Annotated in this window: 24 protein-coding genes, 1 pseudogene and 1 riboswitch; of the genes and pseudogenes, 16 read left to right on the top strand and 9 right to left on the bottom strand. The window is 65.9% G+C overall.

Going from position 1 to position 19,015, the window contains the following annotated elements; all coding sequences use genetic code 11:
• Nucleotides 1-2: 2 nt before the first annotated feature.
• The 9 genes from panC (at nt 3) to H0B43_RS14635 (ending at nt 9,445) form a co-directional block, all read left to right on the top strand.
• Nucleotides 3-938 (top strand): pantoate--beta-alanine ligase, encoded by a 936-nt coding sequence (panC, locus tag H0B43_RS14675; protein ID WP_185727247.1) that lies wholly within the window; start codon nt 3-5, stop codon nt 936-938.
• An 18-nt stretch (nt 939-956) separates the two neighbouring features.
• Nucleotides 957-1,403 (top strand): aspartate 1-decarboxylase, encoded by a 447-nt coding sequence (gene panD / locus H0B43_RS14670; RefSeq protein ID WP_185727248.1) that lies wholly within the window; start codon nt 957-959, stop codon nt 1,401-1,403.
• 3 nt (nt 1,404-1,406) lie between these two features.
• On the top strand, nt 1,407-2,222 hold the full coding sequence (locus H0B43_RS14665) for a type III pantothenate kinase (protein ID WP_185727249.1): 816 nt from the start codon (nt 1,407-1,409) through the stop codon (nt 2,220-2,222).
• Nucleotides 2,223-2,344: 122 nt separating this feature from the next.
• The gene (locus H0B43_RS14660) at nt 2,345-2,878 is read left to right on the top strand and encodes a cysteine dioxygenase family protein (protein WP_185727250.1); all 534 of its coding nucleotides are present in this window, start codon (nt 2,345-2,347) and stop codon (nt 2,876-2,878) included.
• Nucleotides 2,875-3,297, top strand: a complete 423-nt coding sequence (locus H0B43_RS14655) for a rhodanese-like domain-containing protein (RefSeq protein ID WP_185727251.1) — start codon at nt 2,875-2,877, stop codon at nt 3,295-3,297. Before H0B43_RS14660 ends, H0B43_RS14655 begins: the two co-directional genes overlap by 4 nt.
• Nucleotides 3,298-3,360: 63 nt before the next feature.
• Nucleotides 3,361-4,872, top strand: coding sequence for a lysine--tRNA ligase (lysS, locus tag H0B43_RS14650; protein ID WP_185727252.1), 1,512 nt, complete (start codon nt 3,361-3,363; stop codon nt 4,870-4,872).
• A gap of 138 nt (nt 4,873-5,010) precedes the next feature.
• Entirely contained in the window at nt 5,011-5,361 is a 351-nt protein-coding gene (locus H0B43_RS14645) for an Lsr2 family protein (protein ID WP_005244957.1), read from the top strand.
• Between the two features lie 100 nt (nt 5,362-5,461).
• Entirely contained in the window at nt 5,462-6,403 is a 942-nt protein-coding gene (locus tag H0B43_RS14640) for a triacylglycerol lipase (RefSeq protein ID WP_185727253.1), read from the top strand.
• 504 nt (nt 6,404-6,907) lie between these two features.
• Nucleotides 6,908-9,445, top strand: a complete 2,538-nt coding sequence (locus H0B43_RS14635) for an ATP-dependent Clp protease ATP-binding subunit (protein WP_185727254.1) — start codon at nt 6,908-6,910, stop codon at nt 9,443-9,445.
• A 67-nt stretch (nt 9,446-9,512) separates the two neighbouring features.
• On the opposite strand, the gene H0B43_RS14630 is transcribed toward H0B43_RS14635, so the two are convergent.
• Nucleotides 9,513-10,094 carry a TIGR03086 family metal-binding protein gene (locus H0B43_RS14630; RefSeq protein ID WP_185727255.1) on the bottom strand — a complete coding sequence of 194 codons (582 nt, stop codon included), beginning with the start codon at nt 10,092-10,094 and terminating at the stop codon, nt 9,513-9,515.
• A gap of 62 nt (nt 10,095-10,156) precedes the next feature.
• Here H0B43_RS14630 and H0B43_RS14625 point away from each other — a divergent pair, with 62 nt between their 5' ends.
• The gene (locus tag H0B43_RS14625) at nt 10,157-11,107 is read left to right on the top strand and encodes a YafY family protein (protein ID WP_185727256.1); all 951 of its coding nucleotides are present in this window, start codon (nt 10,157-10,159) and stop codon (nt 11,105-11,107) included.
• A gap of 40 nt (nt 11,108-11,147) precedes the next feature.
• Nucleotides 11,148-11,585: an OsmC family protein gene (locus H0B43_RS14620; protein WP_005244949.1), complete on the top strand. Its 438-nt coding sequence runs from the start codon at nt 11,148-11,150 to the stop codon at nt 11,583-11,585.
• 10 nt (nt 11,586-11,595) lie between these two features.
• Here H0B43_RS14620 and H0B43_RS14615 read toward each other — a convergent pair whose 3' ends face one another.
• The 5 genes from H0B43_RS14615 to H0B43_RS14595 are packed head-to-tail and all read right to left on the bottom strand — an operon-like array spanning nt 11,596 to nt 13,573.
• Nucleotides 11,596-11,931 carry an SH3-like domain-containing protein gene (locus H0B43_RS14615; RefSeq protein WP_185727257.1) on the bottom strand — a complete coding sequence of 112 codons (336 nt, stop codon included), beginning with the start codon at nt 11,929-11,931 and terminating at the stop codon, nt 11,596-11,598.
• The gene (scnC, locus tag H0B43_RS14610) at nt 11,928-12,617 is read right to left on the bottom strand and encodes a thiocyanate hydrolase subunit gamma (RefSeq protein WP_185727258.1); all 690 of its coding nucleotides are present in this window, start codon (nt 12,615-12,617) and stop codon (nt 11,928-11,930) included. Before scnC ends, H0B43_RS14615 begins: the two co-directional genes overlap by 4 nt.
• Nucleotides 12,614-12,916, bottom strand: a complete 303-nt coding sequence (locus tag H0B43_RS14605; RefSeq protein ID WP_185727259.1) for an SH3-like domain-containing protein — start codon at nt 12,914-12,916, stop codon at nt 12,614-12,616. Before H0B43_RS14605 ends, scnC begins: the two co-directional genes overlap by 4 nt.
• A complete protein-coding gene (locus tag H0B43_RS14600) occupies nt 12,913-13,356 on the bottom strand; it encodes an SH3-like domain-containing protein (RefSeq protein ID WP_185727260.1) in 444 nt (147 codons plus the stop codon). Before H0B43_RS14600 ends, H0B43_RS14605 begins: the two co-directional genes overlap by 4 nt.
• A gap of 22 nt (nt 13,357-13,378) precedes the next feature.
• Nucleotides 13,379-13,573, bottom strand: coding sequence for a CbtB domain-containing protein (locus H0B43_RS14595; protein ID WP_012691521.1), 195 nt, complete (start codon nt 13,571-13,573; stop codon nt 13,379-13,381).
• Between the two features lie 236 nt (nt 13,574-13,809).
• Here H0B43_RS14595 and H0B43_RS14590 point away from each other — a divergent pair, with 236 nt between their 5' ends.
• Together H0B43_RS14590 and H0B43_RS14585 are read left to right on the top strand one after the other, a co-directional pair.
• The gene (locus tag H0B43_RS14590) at nt 13,810-14,484 is read left to right on the top strand and encodes a DsbA family oxidoreductase (protein ID WP_185727261.1); all 675 of its coding nucleotides are present in this window, start codon (nt 13,810-13,812) and stop codon (nt 14,482-14,484) included.
• Nucleotides 14,485-14,607: 123 nt separating this feature from the next.
• On the top strand, nt 14,608-15,549 hold the full coding sequence (locus H0B43_RS14585; protein ID WP_185727262.1) for a DUF5996 family protein: 942 nt from the start codon (nt 14,608-14,610) through the stop codon (nt 15,547-15,549).
• Nucleotides 15,550-15,557: 8 nt separating this feature from the next.
• On the opposite strand, the gene H0B43_RS14580 is transcribed toward H0B43_RS14585, so the two are convergent.
• The 3 genes from H0B43_RS14580 to H0B43_RS14570 all read right to left on the bottom strand — a co-directional run bounded on the left by H0B43_RS14580 (nt 15,558) and on the right by H0B43_RS14570 (nt 17,059).
• Nucleotides 15,558-16,352 carry a CbtA family protein gene (locus H0B43_RS14580; protein WP_185727263.1) on the bottom strand — a complete coding sequence of 265 codons (795 nt, stop codon included), beginning with the start codon at nt 16,350-16,352 and terminating at the stop codon, nt 15,558-15,560.
• Nucleotides 16,343-16,537, bottom strand: coding sequence for a CbtB domain-containing protein (locus H0B43_RS14575; protein WP_005244930.1), 195 nt, complete (start codon nt 16,535-16,537; stop codon nt 16,343-16,345). Before H0B43_RS14575 ends, H0B43_RS14580 begins: the two co-directional genes overlap by 10 nt.
• Before the next feature lie 22 nt (nt 16,538-16,559).
• Nucleotides 16,560-16,693: riboswitch (cobalamin riboswitch) on the bottom strand.
• Nucleotides 16,694-16,744: 51 nt separating this feature from the next.
• The gene (locus H0B43_RS14570) at nt 16,745-17,059 is read right to left on the bottom strand and encodes an antibiotic biosynthesis monooxygenase (RefSeq protein ID WP_185727264.1); all 315 of its coding nucleotides are present in this window, start codon (nt 17,057-17,059) and stop codon (nt 16,745-16,747) included.
• Nucleotides 17,060-17,091: 32 nt separating this feature from the next.
• Between H0B43_RS14570 and H0B43_RS14565 the strand changes: the two genes are divergently transcribed.
• From H0B43_RS14565 to H0B43_RS41540, 3 genes and pseudogenes are all read left to right on the top strand, one after another.
• Entirely contained in the window at nt 17,092-17,856 is a 765-nt protein-coding gene (locus H0B43_RS14565) for an alpha/beta fold hydrolase (RefSeq protein ID WP_185727265.1), read from the top strand.
• A 37-nt stretch (nt 17,857-17,893) separates the two neighbouring features.
• A pseudogene (locus H0B43_RS42840) lies at nt 17,894-18,214 on the top strand (methyltransferase dimerization domain-containing protein); the annotation flags it as partial.
• A 68-nt stretch (nt 18,215-18,282) separates the two neighbouring features.
• A complete protein-coding gene (locus tag H0B43_RS41540; RefSeq protein WP_312037641.1) occupies nt 18,283-19,014 on the top strand; it encodes a methyltransferase in 732 nt (243 codons plus the stop codon).
• Nucleotide 19,015 lies beyond the last annotated feature (1 nt).

The following is a 19,015-nucleotide window of genomic DNA, read 5'->3' as shown; positions in this document are numbered from 1 at the left end:
CCGTGAGCGATCTGCGCGGCGGATACAAGCGCGGAGAACTGACCGTGCACCACGACCCGCAGATTTTGACGCGGGTCTCCAAGGCGCTGCGCGGCGTCGGTCGTCAGGTCGCGCTCGTGCCGACGATGGGGGCCCTGCACACAGGCCACCTGGAGCTGGTGCGTCAGGCCAAGCTGACCGGCGCGGTGGTGATCGTTTCGATCTTCGTCAACCCGCTGCAATTCGGGGCGGGCGAAGACCTCGACGCCTACCCGCGCACCCTCGATGCAGACCTCGAACTACTGCGTGAGGCCGGAGTCGAGCTGGTGTTCGTTCCCACCGCGGCCACCATGTACCCGGCAGGCCCGCGGACGACGATCTTTCCCGGACCGCTCGGCGCCGAACTCGAGGGTGCGTCTCGGCCGACGCACTTCGCCGGCATGCTGACCGTGGTCGCCAAGCTGCTGCAGATCGCCGCACCGCACGCCGCGTACTTCGGCGAGAAGGACTACCAGCAGCTGACGCTGATCCGGCAGATGGTGACCGATCTGAACTTCGACGTCCGGATCTTCGGTGTGCCCACCGTGCGTGAGCACGACGGACTCGCGCTGTCCTCGCGGAACCGCTACCTCGACGAGGAGCAGCGCAACGCGGCGACCACGTTGTCCGCGGCGCTGATCGCGGGGGCGCACGCCGCCGCCGGTGGTGCCGAGGCGATTCTGGCCACCGCCCGCGAGGTGCTGGCGTCGACCCCCGAGGTCGACGTCGACTACCTCGAAGTGCGGGGGGTCGATCTCGGTCCCGCCCCGGAGCGGGGAGACGGCCGGCTGCTCGTCGCCGCCCGGGTCGGAACCACCCGCCTGATCGACAACGTCGGTGTCGCCGTCGGCACCGGATTTCTCGAACGTGACACCGAGGCGTCGGACCCGTCCGCGCCGGACGAGCTTCTTTCCCGCTAGAAGAGTAAGGACCGGAACATGTTTCGCACCATGATGAAGTCGAAGATCCATCGCGCCACCGTCACCCACGCCGACCTGCACTACGTGGGTTCGGTGACCGTCGATCAGGATCTGATGGACGCCGCCGATCTGCTCGAGGGCGAGCAGGTGTGCATCGTCGACATCGACAACGGCGCGCGGCTCGAAACCTATGTCATCGCCGGCGAGCGGGGAAGTGGCGTCATCGGAATCAACGGTGCCGCTGCGCATCTGGTCAAGCCCGGTGACCTCGTCATCCTCATTGCCTACGGCGTCATGAACGAGCAGGAGGTGCGGGACTACGAACCGCGTGTCGTGTTCGTCGACGCCGCCAACGCGCCGGTCGAACTCGGCGCCGACCCGGCCCACGCGCCGGAGGGCTCCGGCCTGATCACCCCGCGCATGCTGTCGACGCTCGACGCCGAGCGCGAATCCAGTCTGGTCTGATCCATGCTCCTCACCGTCGACGTCCGGAACACCAACATTGTTCTCGGACTGTTCACCGGTGCCGGTGAACACTCGAAGTTGGTGCAGGACTGGCGGATGCGCACCGACGCGAGGATGACGGCCGACGAACTGGCCCTCATTTTCCGCGGGCTCCTGGGCCGGCACACCGACCAGATCACCGGTGTGTCCGCGCTGTCGACGGTGCCGTCGGTGCTGCGGGAGATCCGCGTGATGCTGACGCGGTACTGGGGGCATGTGCCGCACGTGCTGGTGGAGCCCGGCGTGCGAACCGGTGTCCCGCTGCTCGTCGACAACCCCAAAGAGGTCGGCGCCGACCGGATCGTGAACAGCCTTGCCGCGCATCACCTCTACGATGCGCCGTGCATCGTGGTCGACTTCGGTACCTCCACGTGCGTCGACGTCGTGTCCGCGAAGGGCGAATTTCTCGGCGGCGCCATCGCGCCCGGTCTCGAGATCTCCTCGGACGCCCTCGCGTCCCAGTCGGCGGCGCTGCGCAAGGTCGAACTGGTGCGTCCCCGCTCCGTCGTCGGCAAGAACACCGTCGAGTGCATGCAGTCGGGTGCGGTGTTCGGTTTCGCCGGCCTCGTCGACGGACTGGTGCGTCGTGTGCGCAGGGAACTGCCCGCGTTCTCCGGTTCCGATGTGGTGGTGATCGCGACCGGTGACCGTGCGCCGCTGATCATGCCCGAGACGGAGACTGTCGACGAGCACGAGCCCGACCTCACCCTGGAAGGGCTGCGCCTGGTCTACGAGCGGAATCAGGCCCGCCGGGGAGCGCGTCGCAGTCCGCTCGAGTGATGGGTTCCCTCTTCGCGGAAGTTATGTCAGAATGGTCCCCGTGAATCTCTGCACGAGTGCTCAGGAGTGTTGTCGAGGCTGAACGCTGCCTTGACCAATTCACACTTCTGGGAGTCTCTCTCGTGCTCGCAACGTATTCTTCTGCATCTGTACCCACCCGTCTTCGCCCGGCCGACCTGCTGCGCATCACCGATCAGGGTGCCTCCGAGGTCCTCGACGGCCGCCACGACGTTCTTCTTCCGCAGAGCTGGCCCACCGACGAGCGCTGGTCGACCCGGCTCTACTCGGACGACGACGTGGATGTCTGGTTGATCAGCTGGGTTCCCGACCGGAACACCGAATTACACGACCATGCAGGCTCTTTCGGCGCGCTCACCGTTCTCAGTGGCACCCTGTCCGAGTTCCGTTGGGCGGGTGACCGACTGCGTCACCGCGTTCTCGACGCCGGCGATCAGGCCTCGTTCCCGCTCGGCTGGGTCCACGACGTGGTGCGGGCGCCCGACGCACCCGGGGCGGAGGTGGTGACACCGACGCTGAGTGTGCACGCCTATTCGCCACCATTGTCGGCCATGTCCTATTACGAGGTCACCGACCACGGCACCCTGCGCCGTACCCGGACCGAGCTCACCGATCTCCCCGAGGGTGGTTCGAAGTGAACATCGACCAGATGCTCGAAGAGGCCCGCACCAAGATCGACCGCATGTACGCGTTCGAACTGCCCGAGGCCGTGGCGCGCGGCGCGATCGTCGTGGACATCCGGCCGCAGGCGCAGCGGGCGATCGAGGGAACACTTCCCGGCGCGCTTGCCATCGAACGCAACGTCCTCGAGTGGCGCTGCGATCCCACCAGCTCGGCTCACCTGGCGCTGGCCGTCGACCATGACGTCGAATGGATCATCGTCTGCTCCGAGGGCTACACCTCGAGTCTCGCCGCGGCCGCCCTGCAGCAGCTGGGCTTGCACAAGGCGACCGATCTCGTCGGCGGGTACAAGGCGATCAAGGCGGCGGGTCTGCTGGGGTCGCTCATCGCGACCCGGCACTGCGCGCGGGAGCTGGCCACCGTCTCGGCTCACTGACTCGTCGAGTGGGGCTGACCTCGGAATAGGGGGACGCGGGGCTGTCGATTAGGCTGGTGACCCGTGAGTGAAGTAGCAGCCCAGCCAGTCGACGACACCCCCGAGCAGCTTCGGATCCGCCAGGAGAAGCGTGAGCGCATCCTCGCGGAGGGACGTGAGGCGTACCCGGTGTCGGTGGCGCGCACCCACTCACTGGCGGAGATCCGGGCCAAGTATCCCGAACTCGAACCCGACACGGCCACCGGCGACCAGGTCGGGGTCGTCGGCCGGGTGATCTTCGTCCGGAACACGGGCAAGTTGTGCTTCGCGACGCTGCAGGAAGGCGACGGCACCCAGCTGCAGGCGATGATCAGTCTCGCCGCCGTCGGGGAGGACGCGCTCGCGTCCTGGAAGGCCGACGTCGACCTCGGTGACTTCGTGTTCGTGCACGGTGAGGTGATCAGCTCCCGCCGCGGTGAGCTGAGCGTCATGGCCGATTCGTGGCAGATCGCGTCCAAGTCGCTGCGGCCCCTCCCGGTTGCGCACAAGGAGATGAACGAGGAGTCCCGCGTCCGGCAGCGTTATGCCGATCTGATCGTGCGCGCAGAGGCGCGGGAGAATGCGCGTAAGCGTGTGGCGGTAGTTCGCGAACTTCGGAACGCGCTCGAGCGTCGCGGGTTCCTCGAGGTCGAGACGCCGATGCTGCAGACGTTGCACGGCGGCGCCGCGGCGCGGCCGTTCGTCACCCATTCCAATGCGCTCGACATCGATCTCTACCTTCGAATTGCGCCCGAGTTGTTCCTCAAGCGGTGCGTCGTCGGTGGTATCGAGAAGGTGTTCGAGATCAACCGGAATTTCCGCAACGAGGGTGTCGATTCGACGCACTCGCCGGAATTCGCGATGCTCGAGACGTACGAGGCGTACGGCACCTACGACGATTCGGCCGTCATGACTCGCGAGCTCGTCCAGGAAGTGGCGCAGGCCGTTTTCGGTTCACAGATCGTCACCCTCGCGGACGGCACCGAATACGACCTCAGTGGTGAATGGAAGACCCTCGAGATGTACCCGTCGCTGTCGCAGGCGATCGGTGTCGAGGTGACCCCCGATACGACGGTCGAGGAATTGCTGGCTCTCGCCGAGAAGGTGGGCCTCGAGGTCCCCAAGGGCAAGGGCTACGGGCACGGCAAGCTCGTCGAGGAACTGTGGGAGCACCAGTGCGGTGATCAGTTGTTCGAGCCGACGTTCGTCCGTGACTTCCCGGTCGAGACGTCCCCGTTGACCCGTGACCACCGCAGTAAGGCGGGGGTCACCGAGAAGTGGGACCTGTACGTTCGCGGATTCGAGTTGGCCACGGGCTATTCGGAATTGGTGGACCCGGTCATCCAGCGTGAGCGGTTCGTCGATCAGGCGCGGCTCGCGTCGGCCGGTGACGACGAGGCGATGGTCCTGGACGAGGAATTCCTCGCGGCAATGGAGCAGGGAATGCCGCCGACCACCGGTACCGGAATGGGAATCGACCGTCTGCTCATGGCTTTGACTGGATTGGGAATCCGGGAAACAATCCTGTTTCCCATTGTTCGTCCTTCTTCTCGCTGATTCACCAGGGTGAATTCGCGCGGTTGAATTAGATCCATTCCTCGTATTCCGATTCGGAAGAACAGGGGTATGGTTACCTCCGGGTCGTAGCTCACGTTGACGATGAGACGTCGCTTCATTCGAGAGGAAATTCATCCCATGGCAAAGAAGGTCACGGTCACCTTGATCGACGATGTCGATCAAGAGGCGTCTGCCGACGAGACGGTCGAGTTCGGACTCGACGGTGTTCAGTACGAGATCGACCTTTCCTCGGAGAATGCGGCGAAATTGCGCGAGCAGCTCGACGTGTGGGTTTCTCACGCCCGCAAGGTGAGCTCGCGCAAGCGCGGCAAGGCGGTGGCAGCTCCCGCGGCCACCAAGTCCAGAGTTTCGGTCGATCGCGAGCAGAGTGCCGCGATCCGTGAATGGGCGCGGAAGAACAACAAAAAGGTTTCTGCCCGTGGCCGTATCTCCGCCGAAATAATCGACGCCTACAACAAGGCGAACTGAAAGTTAGCTGGGAACGAAATTCTCTGATCCGCTCCGCGAAGCGACCTGGGCTGTTACCGTCCCGCTCTGATCCGATAATCGGGTAAGGCTGGGGGTAGCTGTGCGTCGCTTCGTGTCCGTATCGGGAATCCTGATCCTGGCATTCGTGATGTGGGCGGGCGCGGGGGTGGCGACCGCGGCGCCCGTCTATCCGGTTCCCGATTCCTTCCTCGCCGGTGTGCCGCTCGAACTGGGGAATCCGGGCGGTTCGGCGCCCGGTTCGAACGACTGGTCCTGCCGGCCGAGTGACGCCCACCCCGAACCCGTGGTCCTCGTCCACGGCACCGGGGGCGCACGGCAAACCAACTGGGCGGTCTACTCGCCGCTTCTCGCCAACGCGGGCTACTGCGTGTACGCCCTCACCTACGGCAATTTCCCCGACCTGCCGTGGCCGCTGGATGCGATCGGTGGGATGACGCCGATCGACGAAGGCACCGCTCAGATCGCCGCCTTCGTCGACGAGGTGCTGTCGAGCACGGGGGCGTCGAAGGTCGACCTGGTGGGACATTCCCAGGGCACCGTGCAGGCGAACAACTACGTGAAGTTCTTCGGCGGTGCCGGCAAGGTGGCGAAGATCGTGTCGCTCGCGCCGCCGTGGCACGGCACGTACGGAAACGATCAGGTCAGTGCCGGCCGGTTCATGCGCTCGCTCGGCATCGACGACGAGGTGGCGGCCGGTTTCCCCGTCTGTGGGGCCTGCCCCGAGATGCTGCAGGGTTCGGCGTTCATCGACCGGATGCGTGCAGGTGGCGTCTACGCTCCCGGCATCGACTACACGAACATCACCACCCGCTACGACGAACTCGTCGTCCCGTACACGAGCGGCATCGAACCGGGACCGACCACCACCAACATCGTCGTGCAGGACGGATGCGAGCAGGACTACTCCGACCACGTCGCGGTGGCGGGTTCGGCACGCGCCGCGGGTTTCGTCCTGAATGCGCTCGATCCCGGGCATCCGCGCGACGTGCCGTGCCGGTTCGTCGCGCCTGTCGCGGGGTAGCCCGCCCCGGACTTCATCCTGCTGCGCTGCCGGTTACCGGGGGAGTTCGGACCAACCCGCTGGTATGGACGACGACACCGACGGAAACGAACGGGTAGCGAATTCACAGCTCGCCGACATACCCTGTCCGGATACGCAGGCCTCGCGCCCTTCGGGGCGCGGGTCGCCGACCTCGATCACTCCGGTGGCTACGAAATGGTGGTCCGATCGCCTTTGCCCGACCTGTTCGCTCCAGGCGTACAGCGAAAGGGAAACGATTGCCGGAGCTGGGGCGTTGAATACGGGTAAGCAGGCCTGCTCCCCCACCTAAAGGGGTGGAGGGGCAGCAGGTCGATCGGCAGCCAACTACAGTAATAGATGGGGTCGTGGAACCTTCGTCGGTTCGAGGCTTCTGCCCTCGGAGCAGGCGTTGGCGATCTGCTTGTAGTGCCGGAGCGAAACGCGGCGAACAGGGACGAGACACCCGGTCTCGTGACTGCACGTCGGAAAGTGTGAGGGAGAGCGATGTTCGAGAGGTTCACCGATCGCGCACGGCGCGTTGTTGTCCTGGCTCAAGAAGAAGCCAGGATGCTCAACCACAACTACATCGGTACGGAGCACATCCTGCTCGGCCTCATTCACGAGGGCGAAGGTGTCGCTGCCAAGTCGCTGGAGTCGTTGGGCATCTCCCTCGAAGGAGTGCGCAGCCAGGTCGAGGAGATCATCGGCCAGGGCCAGCAGGCCCCGTCCGGCCACATCCCCTTCACCCCGCGTGCCAAGAAAGTCCTGGAGCTCAGCCTGCGCGAGGCACTGCAGCTCGGACACAACTACATCGGTACGGAGCACATCCTGCTCGGCCTCATCCGTGAGGGTGAAGGCGTCGCGGCGCAGGTGCTGGTCAAGCTCGGCGCCGACCTCAACCGGGTGCGTCAGCAGGTCATCCAGCTGCTCTCCGGGTACCAGGGCAAGGAGCCGGCCGAGTCCGGCGGCACGCGCGGCGAGGCGGGCACCCCGTCCACGTCGCTGGTGCTCGACCAGTTCGGTCGTAACCTCACCCAGGCAGCCCTCGAGGGCAAACTCGACCCCGTCATCGGCCGCTCGAAGGAAATCGAGCGTGTCATGCAGGTGCTGTCGCGCCGTACCAAGAACAACCCTGTGCTGATCGGCGAGCCCGGTGTCGGTAAGACCGCCGTCGTGGAGGGTCTCGCTCAGGCCATCGTCAACGGCGAGGTCCCCGAGACGCTCAAGGACAAGCAGCTGTACACGCTCGACCTCGGGTCGCTCGTGGCCGGCAGCCGTTACCGTGGTGACTTCGAGGAACGCCTGAAGAAGGTCCTCAAGGAGATCAACACCCGCGGCGACATCATCCTGTTCATCGACGAGCTGCATACCCTCGTGGGTGCAGGCGCGGCCGAGGGCGCCATCGACGCGGCCTCGATCCTCAAGCCGAAGCTCGCCCGTGGTGAGCTGCAGACGATCGGTGCCACCACCCTCGACGAGTACCGCAAGTACATCGAGAAGGACGCCGCCCTCGAGCGCCGGTTCCAGCCGGTGCAGGTCGGCGAGCCGACGGTGGAGCACACCATCGAGATCCTCAAGGGTCTGCGCGACCGCTACGAGGCACATCACCGCGTATCCATCACGGATGGTGCTCTCGTCGCCGCCGCCACCCTCGCCGACCGCTACATCAACGACCGCTTCCTGCCGGACAAGGCCATCGACCTCATCGACGAGGCCGGAGCCCGGATGCGCATCCGCCGGATGACCGCACCGCCGGACCTCCGCGAGTTCGACGACAAGATCGCCGACGCCCGCCGCGAGAAGGAGTCCGCGATCGACGCGCAGGACTTCGAGAAGGCCGCGAACCTGCGCGACAAGGAGAAGACCCTCGTCGCTCAGCGCGCGGAGCGGGAGAAGCAGTGGCGTTCCGGTGACCTGGATGTCATCGCCGAGGTCGACGACGAGCAGATCGCCGAGGTCCTGGGTAACTGGACCGGCATCCCCGTGTTCAAGCTCACCGAGGAGGAGACCACCCGTCTGCTCCGCATGGAGGAGGAGCTGCACAAGCGGATCATCGGTCAGGAAGACGCGGTCAAGGCTGTCGCCAAGGCCATCCGTCGTACCCGTGCCGGCCTGAAGGACCCGAAGCGTCCGTCCGGTTCGTTCATCTTCGCCGGCCCGTCCGGTGTCGGTAAGACGGAGCTGGCCAAGTCGCTCGCCAACTTCCTGTTCGGCGAGGACGACGCCCTCATCCAGATCGACATGGGCGAGTTCCACGACCGCTTCACGGCGTCGCGGCTGTTCGGTGCCCCTCCCGGCTACGTCGGCTACGAAGAGGGCGGGCAGCTCACCGAGAAGGTGCGTCGCAAGCCGTTCAGCGTGGTCCTGTTCGACGAGATCGAGAAGGCACACCAGGAGATCTACAACACCCTCCTGCAGGTGCTCGAAGACGGCCGTCTCACCGACGGTCAGGGCCGGACCGTGGACTTCAAGAACACGGTGCTCATCTTCACCTCGAACCTCGGCACCTCGGACATCTCCAAGGCTGTGGGTCTCGGCTTCACGTCCGGCAAGGGCGACGAGTCGAACTACGAGCGGATGAAGCTCAAGGTGCACGACGAGCTGAAGAAGCACTTCCGTCCCGAGTTCCTCAACCGCATCGACGACATCGTCGTGTTCCACCAGCTCACCACCGAGCAGATCGTGCAGATGGTGGACCTGATGGTCGCGCGCGTCGAGGTGGCCTTGAAGAACAAGGACATGACGATGGAGGTCAGCGAGAAGGCCAAGGCACTGCTGGCCAAGCGTGGCTTCGATCCGGTCCTGGGTGCACGGCCGCTGCGTCGCACCATCCAGCGCGAGATCGAGGACCAGCTGTCGGAGAAGATCCTCTTCGGCGAGGTCGGACCCGGTCAGATCGTGTACGTCGACGTCGACAACTGGGACGGTGAAGGTGCGGGCGAGGACGCGAAGTTCACGTTCCGCGGCGAGACCAAGCCGGTCACGGTGCCCGACGAGGTTCCGGTCGACCTGGCGAAGTCGGGCGCAGCCGACTCGGAGTAAGCAGGCAGTAGTCGAACGAACGGGCCGCCGGTGGTTTACCACCGGCGGCCCGTTCGTGTGTGCGGGGTCAGACGCTCTTGCGCCCCGACCAGTTGGCGAGCCGCTCGGTGGGGCCCGCCGTCGGCAGCGGTTCGACGACCTCCGCGAACGGCACGTGCCCACCCCGGGTCTCCGCGGGGACCGCGTGCCGTGCGACTTCGAGCATCGCCTCGGCCAGTTCCGGGCGGGTTTCGGAGGGTTGCCCTGTGGCAATCGCCAGGTCCCAGCCGTGTACCAGGGTCTCGTTGATGTAGCCCCAGATCGCGGCCCGGCCGGGCACAGAGCCCCACGGTGCGGTCACCGTCGCGTCCAGGCGGTCGTCGCCGGTCCAGACGGGCCACATGCGTTCGGTCGCGGAACGATACGCGTCGCCGTACCCGCCCGCCGGGATGTCGGTGACGACCAGCGGAACCGTGCCCGGGTCGCCGCCTTCGCCGATCACTCGGGCGCGTTCCACTGTCGCGACCAGGTGGCCGAGGAGGGTGCGGACGTCGAAGTCGGCGCACGGTGTCGACGCCGTCAGCTGGTCTTCACGCACGGTGTCGATGAGGCCGGTGGTCCAGGCGAGGGCGTCGCGGTACAGGGGTCGGGGATCTGTCATGTTTGTCATGAGGCAACTATCGCGGCAATACATGACATCTGCTGTCATGTATTTCTGCGAGACTTTGTCGCATGCGCGCCGACCGCCTGCTCTCGCTCGTCCTCCTGCTCCGCAACCGCGGGCGGATGTCCGCTTCGGCCCTGGCCCGCGAACTCGAGGTGTCGCCCCGCACGGTGCTGCGGGACATCGACGCGTTGTCGACGGCGGGAATCCCGGTCTTTGCCGAACGGGGCCGGGACGGCGGTTTCGAACTGCTTCCGGGATTCACCACCGACCTCACCGGTCTGACGGTCGACGAGGCGAAGGCACTCCTGGCGGCGGGTTCGGCGGTGACATCGGAATCGCTGGGCATGGCGCCCGCGTTCGCGTCGGCGATGCGCAAGGTGGTGGCGGCGATGCCGGACGCGCACCGCGCGGCGGCGACGAAGGTGGCTGAGCGGGTATTCGTCACTCAGGGCACGTGGCTGACCGATGCGCAACAGGTCGACGACCATCTGGGGTTGATCCAGCAGGCGGTGTTCGTGGGACGGCGGCTGAGCATCCTCTACGCGTCGCGGGGCGACGATGCCGCCTGGCGCGTCGTGGACCCGCAGGGCCTGATCCACGCGGCGGGACGGTGGTACCTGGTGGCGACGGACGCCGGACGAGACCGGACCTATCGGCTCGACCGGATCGAGGACGTTCGCGAACTCGACGAGCCCGCCCAGCGATCCGCCGACATCGACCTCGCCGCGATCTGGGAACGTCGCCGCGCGGAATTCCGGGCGCGGGGGACACCGGTGCTCGCCGACATCCTCGTCCGCCGGGAGCGACGCGACGATCTGGTGGAGCGCGTCTTCGACGTCCGATCCGAGGGACCGTTCGACGACGACCGGGTGCGCCTGGAAGTCGTGTTCGGCGACGACGCCCACGCGAGTGGGGTGCTGTGGTCGTTCGGTGCGGACGCGGAAGTGCTGGCACCGGACGATCTGCGGGCCGCCCTGCGTTCTCGGGCGCTGCGGATGTCCGCCCGGTACGAGTAGGTTCGACACGTACACCCGAAGAATCACGAGAGGATGTGGCATGCCGACACGTACCGCACGGACTGCTTGGAACGGATCGCTCGAACAGGGAAGCGGCCAGGTGGAACTCACCAGTTCCGGTGTCGCGACCTTCGACGTCTCGTTCCCGAAGCGGGCGGCCGAGGAGGCGGGTGGAACCACCAGCCCCGAGGAGCTGATCGCGGCGGCGCATTCGTCCTGCTACGCGATGCAGCTGTCCGCACTCATCGCGGAGGCCGGCGGAACCCCGCAGAGCCTGGAGGTCAAGGCCGATGTCTCACTCGGGCCGGACAACCCGGGTTTCAAGCTCACCGGCATCAAGCTGACGGTCCGTGGCGAGGTGGACGGTCTCGACGCCGACGGCTTCGCCAAGGCCGCGCAGGCCGCGAAGGAGTCGTGCCCGGTGAGCAAGGCACTCACCGGCGTCGAGATCACGCTGGACGCGGCACTCGAATCCTGAGTGCAGACCGCTACTGCCGGTTGAACCGAGCGCGCACTTCCTCCATCTTCGCCTGCAGTTCGTCCGGGCTGATGACGCCCTTGTCCATCAGCGCGTGAGCGGTGGCGACGACGGACCGGGAGCGGACGGGGAAGTCGCGGTAGATGGTTTCGCCCAGCTCGTCCTCGGTGTGGCGCCTGTCGAGATTGTCCCAGGCGCCACGCCAGGAGAGGCATTCCGCGGTGGCCTGCATGCTCGATTCCCACGGGTCGGGTTTGCGATCGAGGTCCGGTAGCGTCACGTCGTCGCGAGTTGTTTCCGGCGTCAACGTGTTCAGGATGACGTCGTAACCTTTGTCCGTCATCATCGTGCGGTTCCTCCGTTGTCCGAGGGTGGTGCGGTTGCCGTCCAGTCGACCTGCGGGACGGCAACGCCGATCATGGTGTCGCGGGTGACGATCGAAGCGAGCTGTTCCTCGCTCCACCCGTCGGTGCCCTCGGGGCGCATCGGCATCACCATGAACCGCGATTTCTGATTCGAATCATGCACGCGCACTTCGACGTCCGCCGGGAAGTGCAGGCCGAATTCCGCGATCACCTCGCGGGGCCAGCGCACCAGCCGGCGGCGATAGTTGGGTGTGCGGTACCAGTCCGGAGACATGCCGAGAACCGGGCGCGGGTAGCACGAACACAACGTGCAGACGATCACGTTGTGGACCTTCGGGGTATTCTCCAGCACGTAGAAGTACGTGTAGTCGCTCGGCGTGCCGGACCCGGTGGGGTCGCGCCAGTCGATCCCCACCTCCTTGCAGGTCTCGGTGCCGTCGGCCAGCAGTCGCTTCTTGAATTCCGGATCCACCCACGCCTTCGCGACCAATCGCGAACCACCCGACGGCCCTACCGATTCGGCCCATTCCGAAAAGCGGCGGTGATCCTCGCGGGAAAACAGCCCCTTGTCGATGGACAGTTCTCGGATGGCGGTCTCCAGGACCTCGAATTCGCTGATTTCCTCCGAGGCCTGGATCGGTGCGTGATCGTCGTGTGAATGCGTCATGTGTCCGCCTCTCCTGCCGGCTCGAGCCAGCGCTCGGAGCACTCGGTTTCCAAAGTGTCGATCTCGAATCCGGTGTAGCGGGGCCACAGGTCGGTCTGCTGGAAGCGGACGACGTAGAACGGTTCGGTCCGTCCGTCGTCCACCCGCCCCCAAGCCTCGTCCTCGGGAATCACCCACTCCGGGCGGTGTTCGACGACGACGCCGGTGTGTCCGCGGATGAATGCCTGGGTCCGGGTATGGAACATCGACGTCGCATGCTTGACGGTGACGCGGTCGCCGATCTCGAACTTCTTCGTCATGACCGGCCTCCCGCCGCTGTCCCGCCGGCGGTCCGGGCCCGCACCTCGTCGATCTTGGCGGAGAGTTCGTCCGGTGTGATCAGGCCCTTGTTGATGAGGGTCTTGGCGGCCACCGTGATCCACCGCGCGTAGTACGGCAATCCGAAGTAGAGCGTGGCACCCAGGTCGTTCTCGGCCCGGCGGCGCTCCTCGGAGTTCCACACTCCCCGCCAGCCGAGGCATTCGCAGGTGACGTACGTGCTCATCTCCCAGTCCTCTTCGACCTTCTCCTCGTACTTGACGGGGAGGGCGGGCTGGCCGCCGACATCGTGCAGGACGTGCCGCAACGCGTCGAACGCGGAATTGGACAGGTAGTACGGCGAATCCATCTCTTCGTGATGGACGGGGTTGTAACCCGCCACCCTGTTCGCCTGTGCATCGAAATCTGCTGGAGAGTTCATCGCGTGCTCCGTTGTGGTGCAACTAGTGACAGGGAACTCCCAGGAGGTGGCGACCGTCGTGCATCAATTCGTGCAGGTACATGCCGCTTCGGGAGATCGCACCCTGGTCGAAGCCGACCAGGTAGAGGGTGAGCAGTGCGAGCAGGACGACTCCGACGGCAATCAGCACGACTGCGAGTGATTCGACGGACTTGCTCGGTGACGAGACGTAAACCATGGCTACTCCTGGAGGAGTTCGGGTTCCGCAACCATCGGCCGTCGATTGTCCGGGCATCGCGACGAGCGCCCCTCGTTCAGCGGCACGATCGATACGACGTTACTCTCGCCGTGTCGACACCCTCACCGTACCGTTCGGTCGAATTCGGCGGGCGTAAATGCACCATGGGAAACCAAGACAATCTCTGCGCGGAACGCGCCGGAACAGAATGCGGCACCGATCTGTTCTTCAGAACTGTGACTACACAGCAGAACGCCGGCGGCGACATCGAGATCGAAATCTGGTCCGACGTGGCCTGTCCCTGGTGCTACATCGGCAAGCATCGCTTCCTGTCGGCCCTCGCCGAGTTCGAGGAGCGCGACCGCGTGACCGTGGTGTGGCGGTCGTACCAATTGTCGCCGGACACCCCGGCAGGGCAGCGGCGAAGTGAACTCGACGCCCTCGTGGAGAGCAAGGGAATGGCGCCGGAACAGGTCCGGCAGATGTTCGGCCACGTTGCGCAGACGGCGGCCGACGAGGGCCTGCGTCTCGACTTCGACTCGACGATCGCGGCCAACACGTTCGACGCGCACCGGCTGATCCATCTCGCGGACGACCGGCGAGATGCCGTGGTGGAAGCGCTGTTCCGCGCCCATTTCGCCGAAGGTGCCGTGATCGACGACCGCGAGACCCTCGTTGGCATCGCGTCGCGCGCCGGGCTCGACGCCGACACCGTGCGCGCCGCGCTCGCGTCCGATGCGGCGGCGGACGCCGTCCGTGCCGATCTCGACACGGCGCGTGCGTTGCAGGTGTCGGCGGTGCCGTTCTTCGTCGCCAACCGCCGCGTCGCGGTGTCCGGTGCACAGCCGAAGGACGTGTTCCTGCAGCTTCTGGCGCAGGCGAGCGCGGACGATCAGGTGCGCGCGACGTAGCGATTCGCGTGGGGCCGAAACATGCAGCGCGGCGACTACCGCGACGAGATGCGTGACCCGGCCTCTTGCCAACACCCGGAACGGCGGGCAGATTGACAGGCACGTCGTCAGCAGGGAGGCACCGTGCACGAGCAGACAGGAATCCGAGATGCATGGCCCGCATTGAAGGTGGACGACTGGACGTCCACGAGGGAGACCCTGCACATGTGGACGCAGATCGTCGGGAAGATCCGGCTGGTGCACGCGCCGTTGATCAATCACTGGTGGCAGGTGCCGCTGTACGTGAGTCCCCGTGGCCTGACCACGTCGACCGTTCCGTACGGCACCGGCTGTTTCGACATCGAATTCGACTTCTTCGACCAGCAACTGGTGATCCGCACGAGTGAGGGCGCGAGGGGGACGGTCGCACTCGAACCGAAGTCGGTGGCCGACTTCTACGCGGAGACGATGGACACGCTGGCCGAATTGGACGTGCCGACGACGATCCTGGCCCGGCCCAACGAGGTGGAGCCCGCGGTGCCGTTCGCGCAGGACACCCAGCACTGTTCGTACGACGGGGAGTCGGTGCGCCAGTTCTGGCGGCAGCTGGTGCAGGCCGACCGTGTTCTGCACGAGTTCCGGTCCCATTTCATCGGAAAGGTCAGCCCGGTGCACTTCTTCTGGGGTGCGCTGGACCTGGCCTGCACCCGGTTCTCGGGACGGACCGCGCCGACTCACCCCGGGGGAGCACCCAATTGCGGAGACTGGGTGATGGTGGAGGGCTACTCACACGAGCTGAGTAGCTGTGGGTTCTGGCCGGGCGGCGGCGCGGAGGGAGCGTTCTATGCGTACGCCTACCCGGAACCGGATGGTTTCGCCGACTACCCGGTCGGGCCCGACGGCGCCTTCTACAGCGCGGAGTTCCGGCAGTTCCTGCTGCCGTACGAGACCGTCCGCACCGCAGACGATCCCGATGCCGTCCTGCTGCAGTTTCTGCACGGCACGTACGACGCGGCCGCCGACCGGGGTGGCTGGGACCGGGCCGCCCTGGAGGCGGACCCGGCCCGATGGGACAACTCCCGCTGACGCCGAACTCAGACGGCGTTGGCCGCAACGGGCGCCTTCGCCCGGCTGGCCCGCTCCGTGAGGAACGCGAAGCCCAATCCGAGCACCAGCCACAGCGTCGCCTGGGTCGCGAGCGACGACAGACGGAACTGCCACAGCAGCACTGCGGGGAAGTCGTCGCCCACTTCGTTGACGGTGGGCAGCACGAGGTATCCGATGGTGACCACCACGAGAAAGGCGAGCACCGGTGCCGCGATCCGCACCGACAGGAACTCCTGCGCCGCGACTGCCTTCGACGCGAACACCGAAGCCACCACCGCGAGCAGTCCCAGCACGACGGCGGCGAGCCACAGCCAGGTGCGCTGGTTGATCGTGTCCGGGTCCCCGACCGCCGGCGGGTTGGCGGGGTACTTGAAGAACGGCACCGCCTCGATGGCCAGCCAGCCCAACGTGGCCAGCGTCAGACCGAGTACCGGCCCCGACAGCGTGGTCACCCGTCGCGCGTAGTGGGCGACGACGGCGAAGATCGCGCCGAGCGCGAGCCCCGCGAGGGAGGTGGCGAGAAACAGCCCGAAGCGCTGTCCGTTCCGACTGACCAGCGCATCTTCCTCGTCGTGGGAGTGCCCGGCCGGCTCGTCCGCCGCAGTGGCGTCGTGCGTGTGCTCCGGAGCTTCCGCTGCGCTGTGCGACTCCTCGATCGCGATGGCCGCGTCGATGTGCGACTCACCGAGGACGAACGCGACGCCACCGGCCAGGATGCCTGCGATGAGGCCGGCGAGCAGACCGCGGACGAGGAGTTTCGTGAAGGAATCGGTCAGTGGCATGGCAGACCCAGGAGGTGGCGTCCGTCATGCATCAGTTCGTGCATGTACATGCCACTGCGCGAAATCGCGCCCTGGTCGAATCCCACGAGGTAGAGAGCGAGCATCGCGAACAGAACGATCGCGAAAGAGATGACGGCGAGACGGGTCGTGTCGACCGACGAGCCGGGTGCGTAGGCGAGTGCCATAGTTCCTCCTGGGATTTCGCGTCCCCTAGGTCCAGGCGATGGCCGCAGTATCTGGCTGTCGAGGTGGTTCCCGTGAGGGACTACTCCGATTTACAGTGGCGCGACCGCTCCGGGATTACACCGGATTCCTGCCGAACCATCGCATTGTCCTGCGAACTTTTGCACCCGGCGGGCCGTCGTGTCAATCTTTCCGGCCCGCCTCACCGCTCAGCTCTTGTTCGCCGCCGTGACGTCGAGAACGACCTCGAACTCCAGCAGCGACGCCCCGGACGCCACCGGCTTCTGCCGCTCACCGGCGTGCGCCTCCCTGGCGGGACCGTCGCGCCACGCCGCGAAAGCCTCTTCGCTCTCCCACTGCGTGACGACGAAGTAGCGGTTCTCGCCCTTCACCGGACGGAGGAGCTGGAAGCCGAGGAAGCCGGGAGAGTTCTCCACGGCGTGCGCGCGCCCCGCGAAGCGCTTCTCGAGTTCGGGGCCCGCGCCCTCGGGGATGTCGATTGCGTTGATCTTCACCACTGCCATGCGGGCGAGGTTACTCCGCTAGCGTCGGAGTGGTGGCGAGTGAGAGTGCGTTGCACGACGAGGGTGGAACGGGACAGCCGATTCTGCTGCTGCACGGACTGATGGGCAGCGCCCGGACGTGGGGTCGGCAGGTGCCGTGGCTCCGCGAGCACGGCCACGTCTTCACGTTCGATGCCGCCGGTCACGGACGTCCCACACCTCCGGAACTGACCACCGAAGCTTTCGTCGACGACCTCGCCGCCGCCCTCGCCCCCGTCACCGAGCCATGGGTGGTGATCGGCCACTCGATGGGCGCTCTCCACGCCTGGTTCCTGGCGGCCGAATACCCGGAGAAGGTCGCGGCGCTGGTACTCGAGGACATGGCGCCCGACTTCCGTGGCCGCACTGCAGAGAACTGGGCGGCGATGATCTCGAACTGGCCGCAGCCGTTCGCGACACGGGAGGACCTGTTCGAGTTCTTCGGTCCGGTTGCCGGACAGTATTTCCTGGACTCGTTCGAGAAGCGCGCCGACGGGTGGTACCTGCACGGGGACGTCGACACGTTCCGCGACATCTCCGAGGAGTGGGGCGGCAGGCACTTCTGGGACCAATGGGGGGCGGTCACGGTTCCGGCGCTCCTGATCGAGGGCGAGTTCACCATCACCCCCGACGGCCAGATGCTGGCCATGGCCGAGCAGCATCCCGGCGCCCGGTACGTCCGGATCGAGCAGGCCGGGCACCTCGTCCACGACGACCAGCCGGAGCAGTACCGGAAGGTGGTCGAGGAATTCCTCGAGGGGCTCCGCGGAGAGCCGTAATTCCGTAGCCAGCTGCCGCGATGTCTCTGCGGGGTGAATGGTTGCCAGCCCCGGGGTGTCTATCGCGCGACGCGGTGAAGCCTCACGCTGGTTGGAAGCCCGGGAGTCCGGGACCTCAACCGCTAATCGAAGGCGCGCAATGTATTTCGACTTCCGAGATAAGCCCGAACGTCTCTGTGTCAAAGAGATGGTTCACGGCTACAACATATCCTGCTGCCTATTCGTGGCCGTCGAGCTGGAGCTCGCCGATCTGCTGGCGGAGGGCCCGCTATCGCTTCTCGATCTCGCCCAACTGAGCGGAACTGATCCCGATGCGCTGAAGCGGATCCTCCGTCTGCTGATGAGCGCCGGGATCTTCGCCGTGGACGAGCAGGACAAGTACGCACTCACGCCGCGAGCCGAGTATTTGCGCAGGGATGACCCGGAATCGATCGCAAGCGAGGTGGAGCTCTTTGCCGGCGCAGAAACGTACCTGGCCTGGAGCGAGCTGCTCCACTCCGCTCGGACGGGACAGACGGGATTCGGTCAGTTCTTCGGCAACCCCTCTTCGAGTACCTGGCCGATCACCCCGATTCCGCCCAGCGCTTCCATCTCGGCTGGCACGAGATCTCGATCCGCGCCGGTCTCGAGACCGCGGAAGCGATTGATTTCACGGACAATCGGCACGTCATCGATGTCGGCGGTGGCTACGGCATCGTGACCGCCCAGCTGTTGCGCAAATACGGTCATCTGCGAGGCACGATCTACGACCTGGAGTTCTCGCTGGCCCGGGCCGGCCACACGTTGCGGGAATATGACGTCGACGAGCGCTGTGACATCGTGCCCGGCGACGGCCTGGCAGAAGTGCCTGGCGGGGGTGACGTTCACCTGCTCAAGAGCGTTTTGCATACGATGAACGACGACGACTCGGTACGCATCCTCGCCAATTGCGCGAACGCGCTCGAGCCCGGCGGCCGGATTCTGGTCCTGGAGCGGGTGATCAGCGAGGATGGCGGATACGTCTGGGGAAACGTGGTAGACGTCGCCATGCTGGTCATGACGGGCGGCCGCGAGCGAACGATTCAGGACTACGCGCGCCTGTACGAGCGCGCCGGCCTCGAGCTCACCGGCAGTACGCTCCTGCCCTGCGGCTTCAGCGTAATCGAGGGCGGGAAGTGAG

It is taken from the genome of Rhodococcus sp. 4CII (assembly GCF_014256275.1).
Taxonomy (GTDB): Bacteria; Actinomycetota; Actinomycetes; order Mycobacteriales; family Mycobacteriaceae; genus Rhodococcus_F; species Rhodococcus_F wratislaviensis_A.
Note: the sequence above shows the minus strand (reverse complement) of the source record. Positions and strands in the feature narration are given on the sequence as shown.

What these genes read in the sequence shown, in the direction of transcription:
- H0B43_RS14615 (WP_185727257.1), bottom strand. Translation starts at nt 11,931, where the DNA reads ATGATGACGGACAAAGGTTACGACGTCATCCTGAACACGTTGACGCCG.
- H0B43_RS14620 (WP_005244949.1), top strand. Translation starts at nt 11,148, where the DNA reads ATGCCGACACGTACCGCACGGACTGCTTGGAACGGATCGCTCGAACAG.
- H0B43_RS14635 (WP_185727254.1), top strand. Translation starts at nt 6,908, where the DNA reads ATGTTCGAGAGGTTCACCGATCGCGCACGGCGCGTTGTTGTCCTGGCT.
- H0B43_RS14625 (WP_185727256.1), top strand. Translation starts at nt 10,157, where the DNA reads ATGCGCGCCGACCGCCTGCTCTCGCTCGTCCTCCTGCTCCGCAACCGC.
- H0B43_RS14665 (WP_185727249.1), top strand. Translation starts at nt 1,407, where the DNA reads ATGCTCCTCACCGTCGACGTCCGGAACACCAACATTGTTCTCGGACTG.
- H0B43_RS14605 (WP_185727259.1), bottom strand. Translation starts at nt 12,916, where the DNA reads ATGACGAAGAAGTTCGAGATCGGCGACCGCGTCACCGTCAAGCATGCG.
- H0B43_RS14645 (WP_005244957.1), top strand. Translation starts at nt 5,011, where the DNA reads ATGGCAAAGAAGGTCACGGTCACCTTGATCGACGATGTCGATCAAGAG.
- panD (WP_185727248.1), top strand. Translation starts at nt 957, where the DNA reads ATGTTTCGCACCATGATGAAGTCGAAGATCCATCGCGCCACCGTCACC.
- H0B43_RS14575 (WP_005244930.1), bottom strand. Translation starts at nt 16,537, where the DNA reads ATGGCACTCGCCTACGCACCCGGCTCGTCGGTCGACACGACCCGTCTC.
- H0B43_RS14570 (WP_185727264.1), bottom strand. Translation starts at nt 17,059, where the DNA reads ATGGCAGTGGTGAAGATCAACGCAATCGACATCCCCGAGGGCGCGGGC.
- H0B43_RS14580 (WP_185727263.1), bottom strand. Translation starts at nt 16,352, where the DNA reads ATGCCACTGACCGATTCCTTCACGAAACTCCTCGTCCGCGGTCTGCTC.
- scnC (WP_185727258.1), bottom strand. Translation starts at nt 12,617, where the DNA reads ATGACGCATTCACACGACGATCACGCACCGATCCAGGCCTCGGAGGAA.
- H0B43_RS14595 (WP_012691521.1), bottom strand. Translation starts at nt 13,573, where the DNA reads ATGGTTTACGTCTCGTCACCGAGCAAGTCCGTCGAATCACTCGCAGTC.
- H0B43_RS14630 (WP_185727255.1), bottom strand. Translation starts at nt 10,094, where the DNA reads ATGACAAACATGACAGATCCCCGACCCCTGTACCGCGACGCCCTCGCC.
- H0B43_RS14600 (WP_185727260.1), bottom strand. Translation starts at nt 13,356, where the DNA reads ATGAACTCTCCAGCAGATTTCGATGCACAGGCGAACAGGGTGGCGGGT.